Source organism: Streptomyces scopuliridis, from assembly GCF_042790125.1.
Lineage (GTDB): Bacteria > Actinomycetota > Actinomycetes > Streptomycetales > Streptomycetaceae > Streptomyces > Streptomyces scopuliridis_A.
On sequence record NZ_JBHTZS010000001.1, the window covers coordinates 128,181 to 152,356 of the forward strand.

5 protein-coding genes are annotated in these 24,176 nt (G+C 71.1%); 3 read left to right on the forward strand and 2 right to left on the reverse strand.

Features of this window, described 5'->3' with window-relative positions; translation table 11 throughout:
- The first annotated feature begins 181 nt into the window (after positions 1-181).
- Positions 182-19,567, forward strand: coding sequence for a type I polyketide synthase (locus ACFRKB_RS00480; protein WP_383101988.1), 19,386 nt, complete (start codon positions 182-184; stop codon positions 19,565-19,567).
- 173 nt (positions 19,568-19,740) lie between these two features.
- Here the strand turns inward: ACFRKB_RS00480 and ACFRKB_RS00485 are convergent, their stop codons facing one another.
- Positions 19,741-20,151 (reverse strand): cytidine deaminase family protein, encoded by a 411-nt coding sequence (locus tag ACFRKB_RS00485; RefSeq protein ID WP_383101989.1) that lies wholly within the window; start codon positions 20,149-20,151, stop codon positions 19,741-19,743.
- A gap of 141 nt (positions 20,152-20,292) precedes the next feature.
- On the opposite strand from ACFRKB_RS00485, the gene ACFRKB_RS00490 reads away from it, so the two are divergent.
- Both ACFRKB_RS00490 and ACFRKB_RS00495 read left to right on the forward strand, forming a co-directional pair.
- Complete coding sequence (locus ACFRKB_RS00490; RefSeq protein ID WP_383101991.1) at positions 20,293-22,107, forward strand: gamma-glutamyltransferase family protein; 1,815 nt, start codon at positions 20,293-20,295, stop codon at positions 22,105-22,107.
- Between the two features lie 146 nt (positions 22,108-22,253).
- The gene (locus ACFRKB_RS00495) at positions 22,254-23,114 is read left to right on the forward strand and encodes an inositol monophosphatase family protein (RefSeq protein ID WP_383101992.1); all 861 of its coding nucleotides are present in this window, start codon (positions 22,254-22,256) and stop codon (positions 23,112-23,114) included.
- Positions 23,115-23,244: 130 nt separating this feature from the next.
- On the opposite strand, the gene ACFRKB_RS00500 is transcribed toward ACFRKB_RS00495, so the two are convergent.
- Positions 23,245-24,129 (reverse strand): nucleotidyltransferase domain-containing protein, encoded by an 885-nt coding sequence (locus ACFRKB_RS00500; protein ID WP_383101993.1) that lies wholly within the window; start codon positions 24,127-24,129, stop codon positions 23,245-23,247.
- Positions 24,130-24,176: the final 47 nt, after the last annotated feature.

Genomic DNA, 24,176 nt, shown 5'->3' on the forward strand with positions numbered 1-24,176 from the left:
CGCGCGCTCCGGGCTCAACGCGCCCCCGCACGCGCGCTCTCGACCCCACGCAACCGTCGCTTTAGAACGTGGCAAGGGGTCCGTTAGTCCCTCCGGAGATGCTGGTCGATGTCCCAGGGTCCGTGGAGTTCTCCACGGGCGATACGGCGGATTCCTTCCCGGAAAGAGGACGTCACGCGCGATGGTGAGCGAATTCGATACCACTGCTCCTGGTAGCCCGGCCTCCGACGGATTCGCGGTCGCCGTGATCGGCATCGCGTGCCGTCTGCCAGGGGCGCCCGACCCCGCGACCTTCTGGCGGAATCTCAGTCGGGGCACGGAATCCCTCACCGAACCCCCGACCGACCGCTGGGACGTCGACGAGTTCTACGACGCCGACCGGAACGCACCGGGCAAGACCAACGCCCGTCGCGGCGGATACCTCGACCACATCGACCGTTTCGACCCGGCCTTTTTCGGGATCTCACCGCGCGAAGCCGCCGCCATGGATCCACAGCAGCGTCTCATCCTCGAACTGAGCTGGGAGTCCCTGGAAGACAGCCGGATCGTTCCCGCCACGCTGCGGGGCAGCCGGACCGGCGTCTTCATCGGCGCCATCTGGGACGACTACGCGACCCTGCTCCACCGGCACGGCCCCCAGTCCATCGGCCGGCATACCGTCACCGGCCTGCACCGCAGCATCATCGCCAACCGGGTCTCCTACACCCTGGGATTCCACGGGCCGAGCCTGGCCGTCGACGCCGCACAGTCGTCCTCGCTGGTGTCGGTCCACCTGGCGTACGAGAGCCTGCGCCGCGGCGAGTCCGCGCTTGCCCTCGCGGGCGGCGTCAACCTCAATATCGTCCCCGAAAGCACGGTCGGCGCGGCGAAATTCGGCGGACTGTCCCCGGACGGCCGCAGCCACACCTTCGACGCACGGGCCAACGGCTACGCCCGCGGCGAAGGCGCCGGCCTCGTGGTCCTCAAGCCCCTGCGGCAAGCCCTCGCCGACGGCGACCGTGTCCACTGCGTCATCCGCGGCAGCGCCATGAACAACGACGGTACGACGGACGGTCTCACCGTGCCCGGCCGCGCGACGCAGGAGGCCGTGATCCGGCAGGCCCTCCAGCGGTCGGGCGTGACCGCCGAAGAGGTCCAGTACGTGGAACTGCACGGCACCGGGACCCCGTTGGGAGACCCGATCGAGGCCGCCGCCCTCGGCGCCGCCATTGGCTCGGCACACCCCGACGGCCACCCCCTCGTCGTCGGCTCCGCCAAGACCAATATCGGCCATCTGGAAGGCGCCGCCGGTATCGCCGGCCTCCTCAAAGCCATCCTCAGCATCAAGCATCGAGAACTGCCGCCCAGCCTCAACTTCGAGACCCCCAACCCCGCCATCCCGCTTGACGAACTGAACCTTCGGGTACAGACCGGCCTCAGCGGGTGGCCACGGCCTGACCGCCCGCTGATCGCCGGCGTCAGCTCCTTCGGCATGGGCGGTACCAACGCTCATGTGATCGTGGAGGAGGCTCCTGAGCCGGCTGTTGGTGTGGGGGTGGTTTCGGGTGGTGTGGTGCCGTGGGTGGTGTCGGGGCGTAGTGCGGCTGCGTTGCGTGCGCAGGCGGGTCGGTTGGTGGAGTGGGTGTCTGGGGATGTGGGTTTGAGTGCGGTGGAGGTGGGGGTGTCGCTGGCGGTTTCGCGTGCGCGTTTTGGTCATCGTGCGGTGATTGTGGGGGAGGACCGGGCGGGTTTGCTGGCGGGTGTGGAGGCTTTGTCGCGTGGTGAGGATGCGGCGGATGTGGTCTCGGGGGTTGTGGGTCCTGTGGGTGGGACGGCGTTCTTGTTCGCTGGTCAGGGGAGTCAGCGGGTGGGGATGGGGGGTGGGTTGTATGGGGCGTTTCCGGTGTTCGCGGAGGCGTTTGATGCGGTGAGTGCGGCGTTCGAGGGGTTGCTGGAGCTGCCGTTGAGCGAGGCCGTGGACGATTCCGTGGTGCATGAGACGGCGTTTACGCAGCCGGGTTTGTTTGCGGTGGAGGTGGCGTTGTTCCGGTTGTGGGAGTCGTGGGGTGTGGTGCCCGACTTCCTCGCCGGTCATTCGATCGGTGAGCTGGCGGCCGCGCATGTGGCCGGGGTCCTGTCGTTGGGGGATGCGGCGCGGTTGGTGGCGGCGCGTGGCCGTCTGATGCAGGCGTTGCCGGCTGGTGGGGCGATGGTGGCGGTTCGGGCGGGAGAACCAGTCGTCGCCCCGTACCTGGAGGGACGTACCGATGTCGCCCTGGCGGCCGTCAACAGCCCCTCCTCAACGGTGATTTCGGGCGATGAGATCGCTGTACTGGAGGTAGCGGGCCTGCTGTCGGAGGCGGGTCACAAGACGCGCCGTCTGACCGTCAGCCACGCCTTCCATTCGCCGTTGATGGACGGCATGCTCGATGAATTCCGTGCCATAGCAGACGAGTTGGAGTTCTCGGCGCCCGTCATTCCGATTGTGTCCACGTTGACGGGTGAGCTGGTGACGGCCGAGGAGCTGTCCTCCGTCGACTACTGGGCGGCGCATGCCCGGAAGGCGGTGCTTTTCCACCAGGCGGTCCGGACTCTCGAAGGTGAGGGCGTGGGCACGTTCATCGAGATCGGTCCGGATGCCACGCTGACCGCTCTGGCTCAGGCCGGTGTCGAGGGCGAGGGTGCGGTCTTTGTGCCGTCCTTGCGTAAGGATGGTTCCGAGGCGCATGCGGCGATCTCCGCGCTGGGCAGGCTGCATGTCCATACCGATCTCGCTCTCGACTGGGAGGCGGTCTTCGGCCCCGTGGCCGCCCGCCGCGCCGTCGACCTGCCCACGTACGCCTTCCAGCGCCGCCGCTACTGGCTCGACACCGCCCACGCTCCCGCACCGCTCTCCCTCCCCTCGGCGGCCGTCGCCACGGGAGAGGCCGAGGGCGACATCGATGAGCAGATGCCGTCCGCCGCCGACGTGCTCGCCCAGCGGCTCGCCGGGGAGAGCGAGGCTGAGCAGGAGCGCCTCCTGCTGGAGTTGGTGCGCACCAATGTGGCCATCGTTCTCGGACATCTGTCGAACGCCGTCGATGCGGAGCAGTCGTTCAAGGAACTGGGCTTCGACTCGTTGAGCGCCGTCGAGTTCACCAACCGTGTCAACGCGGCTTCCGGGCTACGACTCTCCGTGACGCTCATCTACGATCACCCGAGCCCCGGCGCACTCGCCCGGCACATGCGTCGCGAGCTTCTCGGCAGCGGCGACGCCGCCGTACGGCTGCCGGTCGGCGGCACGCCGAACACCTCGGACGATCTCATAGCGATCATCGGGATGGCCTGCCGCTACCCCGGAGGGGTGGCCTCTCCTGAGGGCCTGTGGCGTCTCGTCGCCGACGAGCAGGATGCGATCTCCGAGCTTCCCGGCAACCGTGGCTGGGACATCGACGGTCTCTACGATCCGGTGCCGGGGCGTCCGGGCAAGACCTATGCGCGGCACGGTGGGTTTCTGCACCAGGCCGACGAGTTCGACCCCGCGTTCTTCGGGATCTCGCCCCGCGAGGCGGCGGCCATGGACCCCCAGCAGCGGCTGCTGCTGGAGACCTCCTGGGAGGCCCTGGAACGGTCCGGAATCGACCCCTCCGCGCTGCGCGGAGTCGCCGCGGGCGTCTTCGTCGGCGCGATGTCCCAGGACTATGGGCCGCGGCTGCACGAAACCGCCGAGGGGTACGAGGGGTACCTGCTCACCGGCAGCACCGCGAGCGTCGCCTCCGGCCGTATCTCCTACACCCTCGGCCTGGAGGGGCCCGCGGTGACGGTCGACACCGCTTGCTCATCGTCCCTGGTCGCCCTGCACCTCGCGGCGCAGGCACTGCGCCAGGGGGAGTGCGGCATAGCCCTGGCAGGTGGCGCCGCCGTCATGGCGACGCCCGGGATGTTCATCGAGTTCAGCAGGCAGCGGGGGCTGGCGGCCGACGGGCGCGCCAAAGCCTTCGCGGCCGGTGCCGACGGTACGGCGTGGGCGGAGGGCGTGGGCATGCTCGCCCTGGAGCGCCTGTCGGACGCGCGGCGCAACGGCCACCGGGTGCTCGCCGTCGTACGGGGCAGTGCGATCAACCAGGACGGCGCGAGCAATGGTCTGACCGCGCCCAACGGGCCGTCGCAGGAGCGGGTGATCCGTCAGGCCCTGGCCAATGCCCGGCTGTCGTCGTCGGACGTGGACGCGGTGGAGGCCCACGGAACCGGCACGCGACTGGGTGACCCGATCGAGGCACAGGCGCTGCTGGCCACGTACGGACAGCGGCGCGATGCCGAACATCCCTTGTTCCTCGGGTCGTTGAAGTCCAACATCGGGCACGCGCAAGCGGCGGCGGGGGTCGGCGGCGTCATCAAGATGGTGCTCGCGATGCGGCACGGCGTTCTGCCCAGGACGCTGCACGTCGACGAGCCGTCGCCCCACGTGGACTGGTCGGCGGGTGCGGTCGAACTGCTGACGGAGGCGGTGGCGTGGCCGGAGGGCGCCCCGGACCGGCCGCGGAGGGCCGCGGTGTCCTCGTTCGGTATCAGCGGGACCAACGCGCACGTCATTCTGGAGCAGGCGCCCGCGGACCCGGCCGGGCCGGCTCCCGTACCGATCCCCGCACCGATCCCCGCACCGATCCCCGCACCGTCACTCGTACCGGCCCCCGTACCGTCACTCGCGTCGGAGACCGAGCAGGCCCCCGCCCAGCCGTCTGCCGTCGGTGACGCTTCTGACGGCAGCCCTCTCCCCTGGCTCCTTTCGGCCAAGAGCCGTTCCGCGTTGCGCGCCCAGGCGCAGCGCCTCAAGGAGCACCTGGAGGACGCCCCGGAACTGCGTCCGGCTGATGTGGCCCACGCGCTCGCCACCACCCGCGCGCCGTTCGACCACCGCGCCGTCGTCATCGGCGGGGACCGCGCCGCCCTCCTCGAAGGGCTCGGCGAACTCGCCGCCGCGGAGTCCGCCGGCGGTATCGAGGGACAGGCGTCCACTGCCGGCAGGACCGTTTTCGTCTTCCCCGGTCAGGGGTCGCAGTGGGACGGGATGGCCGTGGAGCTGCTGGACACCAACGCGGTGTTCCGGCAGCGCCTCGAAGCCTGCGAGCAGGCGCTCTCCCCTTATGTGGACTGGTCGTTGACCGATGTCCTGCGCGGGTCGCCCGGCGCGCCCGGCCTCGACCGGGTGGATGTGGTCCAGCCGGCGCTGTTCGCGGTGATGGTGTCGCTGGCCGCCGTCTGGCAGTCGGTCGGCGTACGGCCGGCGGCGGTCGTCGGCCACTCGCAGGGCGAGATCGCGGCCGCCTGTGTCGCCGGTGCGCTGAGCCTCGACGACGCCGCGAAGGTGGTGGCGCTGCGGAGCCGGGCCATCGGCGCGCTGGCGGGCAAGGGAGGGATGGGCTCCATCCCGCTGCCGCAGGCCGACGTGGCCGAACGGCTCACGCGGTGGGGTGACCGGCTGTCGGTGGCCGCGGTCAACGGTCCGACGGCGACCGTGGTGTCCGGGGACCCGGCGGCGCTCGCGGAGCTGGTGCGGACCTGCCGTGACGAGGGCGTACGAGCGCGCACCATCGCCGTGGACTACGCCTCGCACTCGGCCCACGTGGAAGAGATCCGTGAGGAACTTCTGGAGACGCTCGCCGGGCTCGCGCCGCGCTCCTCGTCCGTCGCGTTCTACTCGACGCTCGAAGGAGAGCCGATCGACACGGCGGTGCTCGACGCCGACTACTGGTACCGGAACCTCCGCAACACGGTCCAGCTGGAGAAGGCGGTACGGGCGCTCGCCGCCGACGGCTACACCGCCTTCATCGAGTCAAGCCCGCACCCGGTGCTCACCATGGGCATTCAGGAGACGATCGACGACGCCCTCGGATCCGGCACGGTCCAGGACGGCGAGTCCGACGGACCGCCGGCAGCCGTGGTCGTCGGCTCACTGCGTCGCGACGAGGGCAACTGGCGGCGCTTCCTGACGAGCGTCGCCACCGCGCACACCGCGGGCGTGCCGGTGGACTGGTCGCGGATCCCCGGTACCGCGGGTCCGGCCGAGCCCGTGGACCTGCCCACCTACGCCTTCCAGCGCGACCGCTACTGGCTGCGTACCCCCGCCCGCACCGGCGATGTGGCCGGCGCCGGGCTCGGCGCCGCCGACCACCCCCTGCTCACCGCACTGGTCGCGCTCGCCGACGGCGCCGACGACGGCGGACTGCTGCTCACCGGCAGGCTCTCCCTGCGCAGCCACCCCTGGCTCGCCGACCACGCGGTGTACGGCACCGTACTGCTCCCGGGCACCGCTTTCGTCGAGATGGCGCTGCGCGCCGCGGACGAGTGCGGCAGCGACCGGGTGGACGACCTCACTCTGGAGGCGCCGCTGGTCCTGCCGGAACAGGGCGACATCCAGCTGCAACTCGTGGTGGACGGACCGGACGACAGCGGCCGGCGCGGACTGCGGGTCTACGCCCGGCCGATGGCTGCCGCAGCGGGCGGCGAGGACGAGCACCGCTGGACGCGACACGCGACGGCCCTCCTGACATCCGGCGCGGCGTCGGACGGAACACCGGCGGAGGAGACCGCGCACACCCACGGCGATCTGGCCACCTGGCCGCCCGAGGGAGCACAGGCCGTCGCCCTCGACGGCCGCTACCCGCAACTCGCCGCCCACGGCTACGAGTACGGCCCGGTCTTCCAGGGCCTCACCGCGCTCTGGCGCAGCGGGGACGAGGTCTTCGCCGAGGTGCGGCTCGCCGAGGAACAACAGGACACCGCCGAGCGGTTCGGGCTCCACCCCGCGCTGCTGGACGCCGCGCTGCACGCCATCGTGGTGCGGGAGGACGGCGCGCGGGCGGATACGGAGACACCCGGCCCGCTGCTGCCCTTCGCCTGGGACGGCGTACGGCTGCTGGCCACCGGCGCGCGCAGCCTGCGGGTGAGGTTCTCCCCGGCCGGCCGGGACGGCGTGCGCATACTGGCCGCCGACGCCGCCGGAGCCCCAGTCGCCACGGTGGAATCGCTGGTCCTGCGCCCGGTCGCCGCCGAACAACTGGCCGCGGCGGGCCGCACGGCAGCGGATCGCGATCTCCACCGCGTGGACTGGGTACCGCTGGACGCACCGCGGGCCGCGCCGCCCACCGCACCTCACCGTGCACTTCACACCGCACCGGAGACGGCCGAAGGCTCACCGGCCGTGGCCCTCCTCGGCTCTCTCGACGGGACACTTGCCGTACCGGAAGCGCTCGCCGCCTCCGTACACCCGGATCTGCCGGCTCTGCTGAACACCCTCGGCACGGTGGACACGGAGGAAACGCCCCCGCGTACGGTGCTGCTGCCCTGCCCCCGTACCACCCCGGAGGCGCGGCCGCACACCGTCCTCGAAGAGGTACTCGCCACCGTGCAGGCATGGCTGACGGACGAGCGGACCGGTGAAACACGTCTGGTCGTCGTCACCCACCACGCGATGGCCACCCGCCACGGCGAGGATGCCGCCGACCTGGCCGCGGCGGCGGTCTGGGGGCTGTTGCGTGCCGCGCAGTCCGAGCATCCGGGTCGGTTCGTGCTGCTCGATGTCGATGGGAGTGCGGCGTCGGCGGAGGCGATTCCGTCCGCTCTCGTGACGGGCGAGCCCCAACTCGCCTTGCGTGAGGGGGACATACTCGTCCCCAGGCTGACCCGCGCCGTGACCGCGACCGGCGCGGAGTCCGGCACGCCGAGCGGAGAGGTCTTCGGTGCCGGCGGCACGGTGCTGGTGACGGGTGGTACGGGGTCGTTGGGTGCTCTTGTCGCGCGTCATTTGGTGGTGGTGCATGGGGTGCGTCGGTTGTTGTTGATCAGTCGGCGGGGGATGGGGGCGCCGGGGGCTGTGGAGTTGCGGGATGAGTTGGGTCTGTTGGGTGCGGAGGTGAGGGTGGAGGTCTGTGACGCGGCGGACCGGGAGGCTTTGGCGGCGCTGCTTGCCTCTGTTCCGGCGGAGCATCCGCTGACCGGGGTCGTCCACACGGCCGGCGTCCTCGACGACGGCACCCTTCCGGCCCTCACCCCCGAGAGCCTGAACACGGTGCTGCGTCCCAAGGCCGATGCCGCATGGAATCTGCATGAGCTCACCCAGGACGCGGACCTCTCGGCCTTCGTCCTCTTCTCCTCCGTCGTCGCCACCATCGGCAACGCGGGACAGGCCAACTACGCTGCCGCGAACGCCTACTTGGACGCCCTTGCCGCGCACCGTCGGGCCGGGGGACTGCCCGCGACGTCTCTCGCCTGGGGACTGTGGGCCGACGCCAGCGGAATGACCGGCCACCTCGACGGCGCGGACGTGGCCCGCATGGCTCGTGCCGGAGTCGCCCAGCTCCCCTCGGACCAGGCGCTCGCGCTCTTCGACTCCGCGCTCACCCGCGACGACGCGCTGCTCGTCCCGGCCCGGCTCGACCTGGCCTCCCACCGCGCACAGGGCGCCGACACCGCGATCCCGCCGCTCTTCCGCGGTCTCGTCAGGACCCCTGTACGGCGGGTGGCCCAGGCGGGCGGCGACGGAGGCACGGCGGATTCCTGGGTCCGGCGGATGGCGGCGCTGCCCGCGTCCGAACGCGAGACGGCGGTGCTCGATCTCGTACGCAGGCAGATCGCCACCGTGCTCGGCCACTCCGACGACGACGGCGTGGCCGTCAACCAGGCGTTCAAGGCGCTCGGCTTCGACTCCCTGACGGCGGTGGAACTCCGCAACCGGCTGATCGCCGCCACCGGCCTCCGCCTCCCGACCACGCTCGTCTTCGACCACCCCAGCCCGGCGGCCCTCGCCGACCACCTGCGTGGCCAGGTGACCGGGGCCGGGACGGCCGACGAGTCCTCCGCGCGGCTCACCTCTTCCGCCCCCGTGGTGTCGGCTTCCGATGAGCCGATCGCGATTGTGTCGATGGCGTGCCGTTTTCCGGGTGGGGTGGGTTCGCCGGAGGATTTGTGGCGGTTGGTGGCTTCGGGTGGGGATGCGGTGGGTGGTTTTCCGGAGGATCGGGGGTGGGATCTGGAGCGGTTGTACGATCCGGATCCTTCGCGGTCGGGGTCGTCGTATGCGCGTGATGGTGGGTTTCTTTATGACGCGGCTGATTTCGACGCGGAGTTCTTCGGTCTGAGTCCGCGTGAGGTGCTGGCGACGGATCCGCAGCAGCGGTTGCTGTTGGAGACGGCGTGGCAGGCGTTCGAGCGGGCGGGGATGGATCCGGCGGCGGTGCGGGGGAGCCGTACCGGTGTCTTCACCGGCGTCATGTACAACGACTACGGATCACGGCTCCAGCACGTCCCCGAAGAGCTGGAGGGGTATCTCCGCAACGGCAGCTACGGAAGCGTCGCCTCCGGCCGCATCTCGTACACGTTCGGTCTGGAAGGACCGGCCGTGTCGGTGGACACCGCGTGTTCGTCGTCGTTGGTGGCGTTGCATCTGGCGGCGCAGGCGCTGCGTAACGGTGAGTGCTCGCTGGCGTTGGCGGGCGGTGTGACGGTCATGGCGACGCCGAACACCTTCGTCGAGTTCAGCCGCCAGCGCGGCCTGTCGGTGGACGGCCGTTGCAAGTCCTTCTCGTCGTCGGCGGACGGCACCGGCTTCTCCGAAGGCGTGGGTCTGCTGCTGCTGGAGAAGCTGTCGGACGCGGAACGGAACGGGCACCGGGTCCTGGCGGTGGTGCGTGGTTCCGCCACGAACCAGGACGGTGCGAGTAATGGTCTGACGGCGCCGAACGGGCCGTCGCAGGAGAGGGTGATCCGTCAGGCTCTGGCGAGTGCGCGTCTGTCGGCCGGTGATGTGGATGCGGTGGAGGCGCATGGTACGGGGACGCGGTTGGGTGATCCGATCGAGGCGCAGGCGTTGCTGGCGACGTATGGGCAGGGGCGTGCGCCCGAGCGGCCGTTGTGGCTGGGGTCGGTGAAGTCGAACATCGGTCATACGCAGGCGGCTGCGGGTGTGGCTGGTGTGATCAAGATGGTGTTGGCGATGCGGCATGGGGTGTTGCCGAGGACGTTGCATGTGGATGAGCCGTCGCCCCATGTGGACTGGTCGGCGGGGGCTGTTGAGCTGTTGAGGGAGGCGCGGGAGTGGCCGGAGGGTGGTCCGGATCGTCCGCGTCGGGCGGCCGTGTCGTCCTTCGGTATCAGCGGCACCAACGCCCACGTCATCCTCGAACAGGCGACGACGGAAGAGGTCACCGAGGACACCACACACGAGGAGCCCCCGCACGGCGACGCTCCGACCCTTTGGGCGCTCTCCGCCCCGAAGACGGAGGCCATTGCGGACCAGGCACGCCGACTGTATGAGTTCGTCGCCGCTGAGGGTGGACCACACCGTGGACCACACCCCCAGGACGTCGGCCTCTCGCTGATGGTGTCGCGCGGCCGGTTCGACCACCGCGCCGTCGTGGTCGGAGCGGGCCGCGAGGAGCTGCTGGCCGGGCTGCGGTCTCTGGAGCGCGATGAGCCGACGGCTTCGGTACTGCGGGGCAACGTGGGCCGACATGGCGGGACGGCGTTCTTGTTCGCTGGTCAGGGGAGTCAGCGGGTGGGGATGGGGCGTGGGTTGTATGGGGCGTTCCCGGTGTTCGCGGAGGCGTTTGACGCGGTGAGTGCGGCGTTCGAGGGGTTGCTGGAGCTGCCGTTGAGCGAGGCCGTGGACGATTCCGTGGTGCATGAGACGGCGTTTACGCAGCCGGGTTTGTTCGCGGTGGAGGTGGCGTTGTTCCGGTTGTGGGAGTCGTGGGGTGTGGTGCCCGACTTCCTCGCCGGTCATTCGATCGGTGAGCTGGCGGCTGCGCATGTGGCGGGGGTCCTGTCGTTGGGGGACGCGGCGCGGTTGGTGGCGGCGCGTGGTCGTCTGATGCAGGCGTTGCCGGCCGGGGGCGCGATGGTGGCCGTACGGGCGGGAGAGCCGGTCGTCGCCCCGTACCTGGAGGGACGTACCGATGTCGCCCTGGCGGCCGTCAACAGCCCCTCTTCAACGGTGATTTCGGGTGACGAAAGCACGGTGCTGGAGGTGGCGGGTCTGCTGTCGGAGGCGGGTCACAAGACGCGCCGTCTGACCGTCAGCCACGCCTTCCATTCCCCTCTGATGGACGCCATGCTCGATGAATTCCGCTCCATAGCAGGCGAGTTGGAGTTCTCGGCGCCCGTCATTCCAATCGTCTCGACACTGACGGGTGGGCTGGTGACGGCCGAGGAGTTGTCATCCGTCGACTACTGGGCGGCGCATGCCCGTAACGCGGTGCTCTTCCACCAGGCGGTCCTGACCCTCGAAGGCGAGGGTGTGGGCACGTTCATCGAGATCGGTCCGGATGCCACGCTGACCGCTCTGGCCCAGGCGGGTGTCGAGGGTGAGGGCGCGGTCTTTGTGCCGTCCCTGCGTAAGGACGGTTCCGAGGCGCATGCGGCGATCTCCGCGCTGGGCAGGCTGCATGTCCATACCGATCTCGCTCTCGACTGGGAGGCGGTCTTCGGCCCCGTAGCCGCCCGCCACGCCGTCGACCTGCCCACGTACGCCTTCCAGCGCCGCCGCTACTGGCTCGACACCCCCGCGACCACCGGAGACCTTGGCTCCGTCGGGCTCACCACTGCTGAGCATCCGCTGCTCGGAGCCGCGGTTGAACTCGCAGGAGGGGCGGGACACCTCTTCACCGGGCGGTTCTCGCGGGACACTCAGCCCTGGCTGGGCGACCATGCCGTGGTCGGCACCGTGCTGCTCCCGGGCACGGCCTTCCTTGACCTCGTACTGCTTGCCGGGCGCGAGCTCGGCATGCCTTCGATAGACGAACTGACCCTGGAAGCACCTCTGTTGCTGCGCGAACGGGGTGAGGTGACCCTCCAGGTCGCGGTGGACGCGGAGGACGAGTCGGGCCGCCGCGAGGTCCGTCTCCACTCGCGGGTCGACGGCGACGACGAGTGGACCCGGCATGCGACGGGCCGGCTCGGCCCGGAGAAGCCGGCCGACGCGGCTGCGGCCGAAGCCGGCACGACATGGCCGCCCACCGGAGCCGTCCCGATCGCGACCGACGACGCGTACGTCAGGCTCGCGGACCGCGGGTATGAGTACGGGCCGACGTTCCAGGGCCTGCGGTCGGCCTGGCGGCTCGGCGACCAGATCTATGCGGAGCTGCGCCTCGACGACGAGACCGCCGACGCCGATCGGTACGTACTGCACCCCGCGCTGCTCGATTCCGTACTGCATCTGCTGGTCCTCGACGACATCGAGCGAGCGGGCGAGGCACCGTCGCCCATCCGTCTTCCCTTTACTTGGCGCGGCGTTGACGTGCGCCGTCGCGGGCCACGGGAACTGCGTGCATGTCTCACCAGGACCGGGGAGGACACCGTCGCGCTGGAGCTGACCGACAGCTCCGCAGAACCGGTGGCGTCGGTCTCGGGCTTGGTCGTACGAGCGGCGGATCCCGGTCGGCTCGCGCGTGGCGGCGGGCGCCATGAAGCGCTGTTCCAACTGGTGTGGACGCCCCTTGAGGCACCGTCGCCGTCCGGTGAACAAGCCGCCGCGGCGCAAGCTCCGGCGGATGACCTGGTGCTGCTGCGGATCCCGGCATCGGTCGGCTCATCCGCACCGGACGCGGCCCGTTCGGCGCTCGAACACGCACTGCGCGCCATCCGGGATCAGCTGGCAGCCGATCCCGCCGAGTCCCGGCCGCGCCTCGCCGTCATCACCGAGGGCGCCCTCGCCACCGGATCGGGCGGCGATGACCTCACGGATCTCGGACAGTCGGCGGTCTGGGGGCTGTTGCGTGCCGCGCAGTCCGAGCATCCGGGTCGGTTCGTGCTGCTCGATGTCGATGGGAGTGCGGCGTCGGCGGAGGCGATTCCGTCCGCTCTCGCGACGGGGGAGCCCCAACTCGCCCTGCGTGACGGACATGTGGTCGTGCCGAGGCTGGTCCGCGCCGAAACGGAGACGGACGAGGAGGCCGGCGATGCGGCGGCCGGTCCTGGCCTCGGTGAGGGCACGGTGCTGGTGACGGGTGGTACGGGGTCGTTGGGTGCTCTTGTCGCGCGTCATTTGGTGGTGGTGCATGGGGTGCGTCGGTTGTTGTTGATCAGTCGGCGGGGGATGGGGGCGCCGGGGGCTGTGGAGTTGCGTGATGAGTTGGGTCTGTTGGGTGCGGAGGTGAGGGTGGAGGTCTGTGACGCGGCGGACCGGGAGGCTTTGGCGGCGCTGCTTGCCTCTGTTCCGGCGGAGTATCCGTTGACCGGGGTCGTCCACACGGCCGGCGTCCTCGACGACGGCACAGTCGACTCCCTCTCCCCGGATCGACTGGACACCGTGCTGCGCCCCAAGGCGGACGCGGCCTGGAACCTCCACCAGCTCACCCGGGACCTGTCCGCGTTCGTCCTCTACTCATCCGTCGCCGGCACGCTCGGGACCGCCGGACAGGCGAACTACGCCGCCGCGAACGCCTTCTTGGACGCCCTTGCCGCGCACCGTCGTGCCGGGGGACTGCCCGCGACGTCTCTCGCCTGGGGGCTGTGGAGTGATGCCACCGGAATGACGGAGCGGCTGGGCAATACGAACCTCGCCCGCCTGCGCCGCACCGGCATCGCCCCGATCGACAGCGCCGAAGGACTGGCGCTCTTCGACCTGGCGCTCACCGCGGGCCGCCCCGGGTACGTCGCCGCGCGACTGGACCATGCCGCGCTGCGGACACAGGGCGACGCCGTGCCCGCCGTGCTGCGCGGGCTCGTCAAGACCCCCGTGAACCGGCGCACGCGAACAGGCGCGGTCCCCTCCTCCCTCGTCCAGAGGCTGGCCGGGCTGCCGGAACCGAAGCAGTACGCGGCGGTCCTGGAGGTCGTACGGACCGAGATCGCCGCGGTGCTCGGATACGCGGCAACCACCGAAGTCGACGTGGAGCGGGACTTCAACCAGCTCGGCTTCGACTCGCTCACCGCCGTGGAACTCCGTAACCGCATCAACGCTGTCACGGGACTCAGGCTGCCCACTACGCTCGTCTTCGACTACCCGACGCCCGCCGCGCTGGCCACCCAACTGCGCGAGCAACTGACCGGCCGGACACGGGACATCGCCACCGAGGGGGCGGACGCACTCGCCGCGTCCGCCGTGGTGTCGGCTTCCGATGAGCCGATCGCGATTGTGTCGATGGCGTGCCGTTTTCCGGGTGGGGTGGGTTCGCCGGAGGATTTGTGGCGGTTGGTGGCTTCGGGTGGGGATGCGGTGGGTGGTTTTCCGGAGGATCGGGGGTGGGATCTGGAGCGGTTGTACGATCCGGATCCTTCGCGGTCGGGGTCGTCGTATGCGCGTGATGGTGGGTTTCTTTATGACGCGGCTGATTTCGACGCGGAGTTCTTCGGTCTGAGTCCGCGTGAGGTGCTGGCGACGGATCCGCAGCAGCGGTTGCTGCTGGAGACGGCGTGGCAGGCGTTCGAGCGGGCGGGGATGGATCCGGCGGCGGTACGGGGGAGCCGTACCGGTGTCTTCACCGGCGTCATGTACAACGACTACGCCTCGCGCCTCCACCGCACGCCCGAGGAGTTCGAGGGCTACCTCACCAACGGCAGCGCGGGCAGTGTCGCGTCGGGCCGGGTCTCGTACACCTTCGGTCTCGAAGGACCGGCGGTCACGATCGACACCGCGTGTTCGTCGTCGTTGGTGGCGTTGCATCTGGCGGCGCAGGCGCTGCGTAACGGTGAGTGCTCGCTGGCGTTGGCGGGCGGTGTGACGGTCATGGCGACGCCGAACACCTTCATCGAGTTCAGCCGCCAGCGCGGCCTCGCCCCCGACGGCCGCTGCAAGGCCTTCTCGTCCTCGGCGGACGGCACCGGCTGGGGCGAGGGTGTCGGGCTGCTGTTGCTGGAGAAGCTGTCGGACGCGGAACGGAACGGGCACCAGGTGCTGGCGGTGGTGCGTGGCTCGGCCATGAACCAGGACGGTGCGAGTAATGGTCTGACGGCGCCGAACGGTCCTTCGCAGGAGAGGGTGATCCGTCAGGCTCTGGCGAGTGCGCGTCTGTCGGCGGCCGATGTGGACGCGGTGGAGGCGCACGGTACGGGCACGAAGCTGGGCGACCCGATCGAGGCGCAGGCGCTGCTGGCGACGTACGGGCAGGGACGTGCGCCCGAGCGGCCGTTGTGGCTGGGTTCGGTGAAGTCGAACATCGGTCATACGCAGGCGGCGGCGGGCGTGGCGGGGATCATCAAGATGGTGCTGGCGATGCGGCACGGTGTGCTTCCCCGGACCCTGCACGTCGATGAGCCGTCGCCCCATGTGGACTGGTCTGCGGGGGCTGTTGAGCTGCTGACGGAGACGCGGGAGTGGCCGGAGGGTGGTCCGGATCGTCCGCGTCGGGCGGCCGTGTCGTCCTTCGGTATCAGCGGTACCAACGCTCATGTGATCGTGGAGGAGGCTCCTGAGCCGGCTGTTGGTGTGGGGGTGGTTTCGGGTGGTGTGGTGCCGTGGGTGGTGTCGGGGCGTAGTGCGGCTGCGTTGCGTGCGCAGGCGGGTCGGTTGGTGGAGTGGGTGTCTGGGGATGTGGGTTTGAGTGCGGTGGAGGTGGGGGTGTCGCTGGCGGTTTCGCGTGCGCGTTTTGGTCATCGTGCGGTGATTGTGGGGGAGGATCGGGCGGGTTTGCTGGCGGGTGTGGAGGCTTTGTCGCGTGGTGAGGATGCGGCGGATGTGGTCTCGGGGGTTGTGGGTCCTGGGGGTGGGACGGCGTTCTTGTTCGCTGGTCAGGGGAGTCAGCGGGTGGGGATGGGGGGTGGGTTGTATGGGGCGTTTCCGGTGTTCGCGGAGGCGTTTGACGCGGTGAGTGCGGCGTTCGAGGGGTTGTTGGAGCTGCCGTTGGGTGAGGCGGTGGACGATTCCGTGGTGCATGAGACTGCCTTCACGCAGCCGGGTTTGTTTGCGGTGGAGGTGGCGTTGTTCCGGTTGTGGGAGTCGTGGGGTGTGGTGCCCGACTTCCTCGCCGGTCATTCGATCGGTGAGCTGGCGGCCGCGCATGTGGCCGGGGTCCTGTCGTTGGACGATGCGGCGCGGTTGGTGGCGGCGCGTGGTCGTCTGATGCAGGCGTTGCCGGCCGGGGGCGCGATGGTGGCGGTACGGGCGGGAGAGCCGGTCGTCGCCCCGTACCTGGAGGGACGCACTGATGTCGCCCTGGCTGCGGTCAACAGTCCCTCATCGACGGTGATTTCGGGTGATGAGCGCGCGGTGCTGGAGGTGTCGGGTCTGCTGTCGGAGGCGGGTCACAAGACGCGTCGTCTGACCGTCAGCCACGCCTTCCATTCCCCCTTGATGGACGCCATGCTCGATGAATTCCGCTCTGTGATCAGTGAGTTGGAGTTCTCCGCACCAGCCATTCCGATCGTTTCGACACTGACGGGTGAGCTGGCGACCGTCGAGGAGCTGTCCTCCGTCGACTACTGGTCGGCGCACGCCCGAAACGCGGTGCTCTTCCACCAGGCGGTCCGGACCCTCGAAAGCGAGGGCGTGGGCACGTTCATCGAGATCGGCCCGGATACCACTCTCACCGCTCTGGCTCAGACGGGTGTCGAGGGCGAGGACGCGGTCTTCGTACCGTCCCTCCGTAAGGATGGTTCCGAGGCGCATGCGGCGATCTCCGCGCTGGGCAGGCTGCATGTCCATACCGATCTCGCTCTCGACTGGGAGGCGGTCTTCGGCCCCGTAGCCGCCCGCCGCGCCGTCGACCTGCCGACGTACGCTTTCCAGCGCCGCCGCTACTGGCTCGACACCCCCGTTTCGTCCGCCGAGGCCGTCGACCTGGGTCTGGGGGCCGCCGGCCATCCGCTGCTCGGGGCCGCCCTCGCACTCGCGGACGGGCAGGGGCACGTCTTCACCGGGCGGCTCTCGTCGGCCGGTCACCCCTGGCTCGCCGACCACGCGATCTCGGAGACGGCCCTCCTGCCGGGTGCGGCCTTCGTGGAACTGGCCCTGTACGCGGGCAGTCATGTCGACTGCGATCAGGTCGAGGAGATCACCCTGGAGGCGCCCCTGATCATCCCCGAACACGGCACCGTCCAGATCCAGGTGGCCGTCGGAGACGGCGACGAGTTCGGGCGGCACCGGGTCACCGTCCACTCGGCCCCGGGGCCCGCGGCGGACGCGGGGGGTACGGCCGAGGTGTCCTGGACCCGGCACGCCGTGGGCTATCTTGCGGGCTCGGACGAGGCCCCGGGAGAGTATCTCGGAGCGGCTTCCTGGCCTCCCGCCGGTGCCACCGAGGTGCCGGTCGAGGAGCTCTACGCCCAACTCGCCGCGCGGGGCTACGTCTACGGGGCGGCCTTCCGCGGGCTGCGGAACGTATGGCGTGCCAAGGACGCGCTCTTCGCGGAAGTGAGCCTGCCGGAGGAGTTGGCAGAGGAGGCCGCGCGGTCCTGTGTGCACCCGGCTCTGCTGGACTCCGTACTGCATCCGCTGGGCCTCGATATGGGCACGTCGGGTGTGGAAGTGGGGCCGCTGCGGTTGCCCTTCGCATGGGCGGGGGTACGGCTGCACTCCGTGGGCGCCACCACTTTGCGGGTGAGACTGGCGCCCACGGGCCAGGACACCGCCGCGCTCTCCCTGGCCGACGGTGAGGGGGCGCCGGTGCTGAGCGTCGAGTCCCTGACACTGCGGCCGTTCGATCCGGCGCAACTGCTCGGCTCCCAGGCGCGGCGGCGCGACACGCTGTTCGGTGTGGAGTGGGTGCCGGCGGCGCCCGGCGGTGGCGGCGACGGGGCCGAGGCGCGTTCCGCACATGTCGTCGTGGCCACGCCCGGCCCCGTCGCCGATGAGGACGTGGTGGCCGCCGCCCACCAAGCCGCGCGGCACGCGCTGGAACTCGTACAGCGGTGGCTCGGCACGGAGCCGGCGCCCGCCGAGCGGCTGCTCGTCGTGACACGCGGCGCGGTGGCCGCGCGACCGGACGACGGGGTGGCCGACCTGGCCGGGGCAACGGTCTGGGGCCTGCTGCGCAGTGCTCAGTCCGAACACCCTGGTCGCTTCATCCTGCTGGATGTCGAACAAGCGGGTGAGACCGGTCGGCAAGGCGGCCCGGCGCCGGACGAGGCGGAGCGGCAGGACGCCGTGACCACCGATGTGATGCAAGCGGTTCTCGCCACCGGGGAGCCGCAACTCGCCCTTCGTGATGGTGCGTTGCTGATTCCTCGTCTGGTGCGGGCCACGGAGGAGGCGCCTGCGGAAGCTCCGCGGCTCGATTCTGATGCCACGGTGGGGCTGGACCCTGATGCCACGGTCCTCGTCACCGGCGGTACGGGTGCGCTCGGCAGGCAGGTGGCCCGGCATCTCGTCACCGAGCACGGGGTGCGCCATCTGCTGCTCACCAGCCGCCGGGGCCTCGATGCCCCCGGCGCCGGCTCCTTCCGTGACGAACTGGTCGCGCTGGGGGCGGCGGTGACCGTGGCCGGCTGCGATGCGGCCGACCGGGGAGCCCTTGCGGAGGTGCTGGCCGCAATCCCGTACGAGCATCCGCTCGGCGCTGTGATCCACGTCGCGGGTGTGACGGACGACGGTGTGGTGGAGTCGCTGACCCCGGACCGGCTGGCCGCCGTGCTGCGGCCGAAGGCAGACGCGGCCTGGAATCTCCATCTGGCCACGCGGGACCATGAGTTGGCGGCTTTTGTTCTCTACTCGTCCTACGCGGCGACCATCGGCAACGCCGGACAGGCCAACTACGCGGCGGGCAACGCGTTCCTGGACGCGCTCGCCGCCCACCGCCGGGGCCAGGGACTCAGCGCCGTCTCGCTGGCCTGGGGCCTGTGGGCCGATGAGGCGGAGCAGCCGGCCGGGACGGAGCCGGCGGCGGTCAGCGGCGTCACCGCGACCCTCGGCGCCACGGACCGGGCCCGACTCGTGCGCAGCGGCATCGGGACACTTTCGGCCGCCGAGGGCCTGGAGCTCTTCGACACCGCTCTCGCCTCGGACCGGCCGTTGCTGGTGCCCGTACGACTCGATCCGGCCGCGCTGCGGGCCCGGGCGGAGACGGGTGAACTCCACCATCTGTACAGGTCATTGGTCAGGCAACCGCTGAGGCGCGCGGCCGTGCGGGCCGACGTCGACGAGGCCGAGGCGCTGCGCAAGAAGCTCGCCGCCGTCGGAGAGGAACCGGAGCGGACGCGGCTCCTGCTGGATCTCGTACGGGCCGAGGCAGCCGCCATCCTGGGCCACTCGTCGCCGAACGCGGTGGAGTCCGGCCGCGGGCTGCTCGACATGGGCTTCGACTCGCTGACCGCGGTCGAGCTTCGTAACCGGCTGGGGTCGGCCACCGGACTCCGGCTGCCCACGACCTTGGTCTTCGACCACCCGACCCCGTCGGCGATCGCCGAACTGCTCCGCTCGGAGCTGGCCGGTGCCGACGGCGCTCCTTCGCGCGGATCCGGTGACCTCTCCGCGCTCGACACCTTGGAGGCAGAGATCTCGGCAATCTCGGCGGACGAAGCGCTGCGGACCCACCTCCGGCTCCGGCTGGAGGCCGCGCTGGAGAGGGTGATCGGACTGGAGAGCGAGGGAGGACAGGGTGAGGAGAGGGACCTGACGGGGCGGCTGGACGGCGCGACGGACGATGAGATCTTCGACTTCATCGACAGCGAGCTGGCCTGAGCCGACGGTGACCGCGTGCCACGGCCCGGACTGACCGGCACGGCGTGACGAGTCGCCCGTGTTCGCGGTCGGCGCGGCATGGTCGCGGACCGGCCGTGAGGGAGCCCGTCGCGGTCCCGCGACGGGCTCCCGGCCGGACTGACTCGCCCAGGCCCTGTCCGGACGGGCAGCTCCTAACCGAGCGGGCTCGGCCACTCGTGGGCGGGCAGCAACTCCCGTAGTCCCGCCGAGACATGACGGCCGAGGACCACCTCGGTGTCGAGATTCGCCGGGTCGATCTGGCGGATGAACTCCCGGCAGCGCCCGCACGGCGGCAGCACGTGCAAGGCCCCCTCCTCGTTGCGCCAGACGGCCACGACCTTCACGATCCGGTACTCCCGGGCCGTGACCATGGCGGCGATGGCCGCGTGCTCCGCGCAGAATCCCGTGCCCGAGCCGGTGTCGACGCACACGCCCGAGTAGAGGTTGCCCGCGTCGGTGACCAGCGTGGACGCCACATCTCCGAACAGCCGGTCACCGACCGTGTGCGGATGCAGTACGGCCTGCGCGGCCTCGATGAGTTCATCGTTGGACGGAGTGATCACACGGCGGAAACTACCGGCCCGCTCGCGCCCCCGGCCACCGGATTGGCACGCGTCCGGCGCGGTCGCGGCGCCGGGCGGTCGATACGCTGCTGCGTGACCGGGCGAACGACGGGTCCCCTTCAACCGCGAGGTGACGCAGCAATGTTCACGACTCGACCCACCCTCCAGGGCACCTTCGGCATGGTCTCCTCAACCCACTGGCTCGCCTCGCAGTCCGCGATGGCCGTCCTGGAGGACGGCGGCAACGCCTATGACGCCGCCGTCGCCGCCGGCTTCGTGCTGCATGTCGTCGAACCCCATCTCAACGGGCCCGCCGGTGAGGTGCCGATCATCCTCGCTCCCGCCGGTGGCGAGGTACGCGTCCTCTGCGGCCAGGGCCCCGCGCCCGCGGGGGCGACCATCGGCCACTACCGTTCGCTCGGCCTGGAACTCGTCCCGGGCACCGGCCCGTTGGCCGCCGCTGTGCCGGGCGCCTTCGATGCCTGGATGGTGCTGCTGCGCGACCACGGCACCAAGTCCCTCTCCCAGGTGCTGCGTTACGCCATCGGCTACGCGGAGGACGGCCACGCCCCCGTCGAACGGGTCGGCGAGACCGTCGAGAGCGTCCGTGAACTCTTCGAGACGGAGTGGACCTCGTCCGCCGATGTCTATCTCCCCGGGGGCAAGGCCCCCGCGCCCGGGGAACTGTTCCGCAACCCCGTGCTCGCCGCGACCTGGCGCCGGCTGATCGCGGAGGCCGAGGAGACCGGCGGCGCCGACCGGGTGGCCCAGATCGAGGCCGCCAGAGTGGTCTGGCGTACGGGGTTCATCGCCGAGGCCCTGGTCGCGCACTCCGCCCGCCCCACCATGGACACCAGCGGCGCCCGCCACACCGGCACCCTCACCGCCGCCGATCTGGCGGGCTGGTCCGCGACGTACGAGGCGCCCGCCACCTACGACTGGAACGGCTGGACCCTGTGCAAGGCGGGCGGCTGGAGCCAGGGCCCCGCCCTCCTCCAGCAGCTCGCCCTGCTGCCCGCCCGCGCGGCCGAACTGCCCCGTTACGGGTCGGCGGAGTATGTCCATCTCCTCATCGAGGGCTGCAAGCTCGCCATGGCGGACCGGGAGGCGTGGTACGGCGACGCCGAGCCCGAGGGCATCCCGCTCGCCGCGCTGCTGTCGGAGCCGTACAACACCGCGCGCCGCGCCCTCGTCGGTGAGCGCGCCTCGTACGAGCTGCGCCCCGGCAGCCCCGGGGGACGCGCGCCCGCGCTCAGCGGCCATGCCACCGCCGTCGCCGCGGGCGCGCCCGGCTTCGACCCGCTCGGGATCCCCGGCGCGGGGGAGCCGACCGTGGCCAGGGACGGCGCCACCCGGGGCGACACCTGCCACCTCGACATCGTCGACCGCTGGGGCAACATGATCGCCGCCACCCCCAGCGGCGGCTGGCTCCAGTCCAACCCGGTCGTGCCCGAACTGGGCTTCCCGCTCGGTACGCGGCTCCAGATGGCCTGGCTGGACCCGGGTCTGCCGAACTCCCTCACGCCGGGGCGCAGGCCCCGTACCACCCTCACTCCGTCACTCGCGCTGCGCGACGGCGTACCGGTGCTGGCCTTCGGCACACCGGGCGGCGACCAGCAGGACCAGTGGCAGCTCCACTTCTTCCTGGCACTCGCGCTGCGCCCGCCCGTACGCGGCGGACTCGATCTCCAGGGCGCCATCGACGCGCCGAACTGGCACAACGACAGCTTCCCCGGCTCCTTCTACCCGCGCGGAATGTGCCCCGGCAGCGTGACCGTGGAGTCCCGGATGGACCCCGAGGTCATCGAGGAACTGCGCCGCCGGGGCCATGAGGTGACCGTCGGCGATCCCTGGTCGGAGGGACGGCTCTGCGCGGTCGCCAGGGACCCGGAGACCGGCATCCTCTCGGCCGCGGCCAACCCCCGTGGCATGCAGGGGTACGCCGTGGGCCGCTGAGCGCCACCCCCTGCGACCGCCGCGATGGCCGCCCCCCGGGGAGCGCCGCGATCGTCGCCGCATCACCGTCGCCGGTCCCGGCCGTCCGCCGTCCCGTCATATGACCTGGCACGCGGCCGGGCCCCCGGGCGTGGTTGGCTGGAGGCATGATCGATGACTCTGTGTACGGAACGGTCCCCCTCCCGGGGGCGGCCCGCGGACCCCGGGTGTCCGCCGTCGAGGAGGCGCTGCGCGCAGCCGCCGCCGCGGAGATCATGCCCCGCTTCCGGCAGCTCGCCGCGCACGAGATCATCGAGAAGCACGGCCCGCACGATCTGGTGACCGTCGCGGACCGGGGCGCGGAGGAGCATCTCACCGCCTCCCTCACCGCCCTGCTCCCGGGCTCCGTCGTGGTCGGTGAGGAGGCGGTGCACGCGGACCCGTCGGTGTACGACGCGCTGCGCGGTGACGCGCCCGTATGGATCGTCGACCCGGTCGACGGCACCCGCCCGTTCGTCCGCGGCGAGCGGGGCTTCTGCACCCTCATCGCCCTCGCGCAGGGCGGCGAGGTGCTGGCGTCCTGGACGTACGCGGCGGCGCTGGACACGATGGCGATCGCCGTACGCGGCCGGGGCGCCACCCTCGACGGCGTCCGCCTGCACTCCGGAGCGCCCGCGCCCGGCGCGGTGCTCCATGTCGCGATGTCCCACCCCGACTACACCACGGACGAACAGAAGCACGCGCTCCTGGGGCTGCGCACCGAGGGCATCGAGGCCCGCCCGTGCGGCTCGGCGGGGCTCGAATACCTGGGAGTGGCGCGCGGCGCGCTCGACGCGGTGGCCTTCAACTGGGAGCTGGCCTGGGACCACGCGGCGGGCCTCCTGCTGGTCGAGGAGGCGGGCGGCGCCCAGCTGACGCTCACGGGCGAGCGGTTCCGTATCGCCGGCGACAACGCGCTGCCCTTCACGGCGGCCAGGAACATGGCGACGGCCCAGCGGGTACGGGAGAAGCTGCTCGCCGGGGGCTGAGCACGCGGCGGGCGGAGCGCCGGTACCGGTGTGGAGTTACGGGTACGCCGCCTCGCTCGTGCGTCGTCACGCCCGTGCCCCGTCGTACCCGTGCCTCGTCGTACCCGTACGCCGTCGCATCCGTATGCCGTCAGGCGGCACCGGCCAGCACCGCGCGTACGTCCCGCACCAGCACGCCCGCCGCCTCCACCGCCGCCGCGTCCAGGCCCTGGAGCGCCGCCGCGACCCGCGGTGCGAAGTCCGGCGGGGTGTGCGGCAGCGTGGCCGCCGTCGCGAGCGCGCCCTTCTCGTTGAGGCACCAGACCCGGTGGTGGGCGAGGAGGGCCTGAGCGAGGATCCCGAAGGCCCGGGACAGACAGAGCGACACATACAGCACGTCGCCGCCGCCCAACCCAGCTCCCGTCCCATCCCCGGGACCAGCCCCGCTCCCGCTCCCGTTCCTGGCCCCGGCCCGCTCCCCGGCCGGGCCCGCCGCCTTGCGGGCCGCCGCCACCGAGAAGTCCGCCTCCCAGACCGCCTCGGCGAGCGCGGTCCGCAGCGCCTCCGGATAGCCGCGTGCCGCCGCCCGCAGCGCCGTCAACTCGCCGTCCGTGTCCGCCAGTACGCGGCACAGCGCGACCTCCCCGGCGTACGCGGGCGACCAGAAGCCGAGCGGATGGCCCGGCTGCGTGCCGATCTCGAACCGGCCCTCCACACACTCCGCCCAGACCCGCTCCACCCGGTCCAGATCCCGCAGGATCCAGTCCACCGCGACCCCGTCGACGGAGAGCCAGGCGCCCCCGTTGACCCATGGGCCCCAGCCGCCGGGGCCCGCGACCTCCACCGGGGAGCCGGTGATCCCGGCGGCCAGCGCCGCCAGCGCGGCGACATCCGGCTCGCCGCGGTAGTAGACGCCCAGGTCCCAGTCGGAGTCCGGGCGGTGCGTACCCCGGGCCCGGCTGCCGCCGAGGGCCACGGCGCGTACGCCGCGTACGGACATCAGACCCGTTGCCATCGCTTCGATCGTCGCGTTCATCGTCGCGGACAGTACCGGGGTTCGGGCTGTCAGTGCCCGGGAATATC

What these genes read in the sequence shown, in the direction of transcription:
- ACFRKB_RS00480 (WP_383101988.1), top strand. Translation starts at nt 182, where the DNA reads ATGGTGAGCGAATTCGATACCACTGCTCCTGGTAGCCCGGCCTCCGAC.
- ACFRKB_RS00490 (WP_383101991.1), top strand. Translation starts at nt 20,293, where the DNA reads ATGTTCACGACTCGACCCACCCTCCAGGGCACCTTCGGCATGGTCTCC.
- ACFRKB_RS00495 (WP_383101992.1), top strand. Translation starts at nt 22,254, where the DNA reads ATGATCGATGACTCTGTGTACGGAACGGTCCCCCTCCCGGGGGCGGCC.
- ACFRKB_RS00500 (WP_383101993.1), bottom strand. Translation starts at nt 24,129, where the DNA reads ATGAACGCGACGATCGAAGCGATGGCAACGGGTCTGATGTCCGTACGC.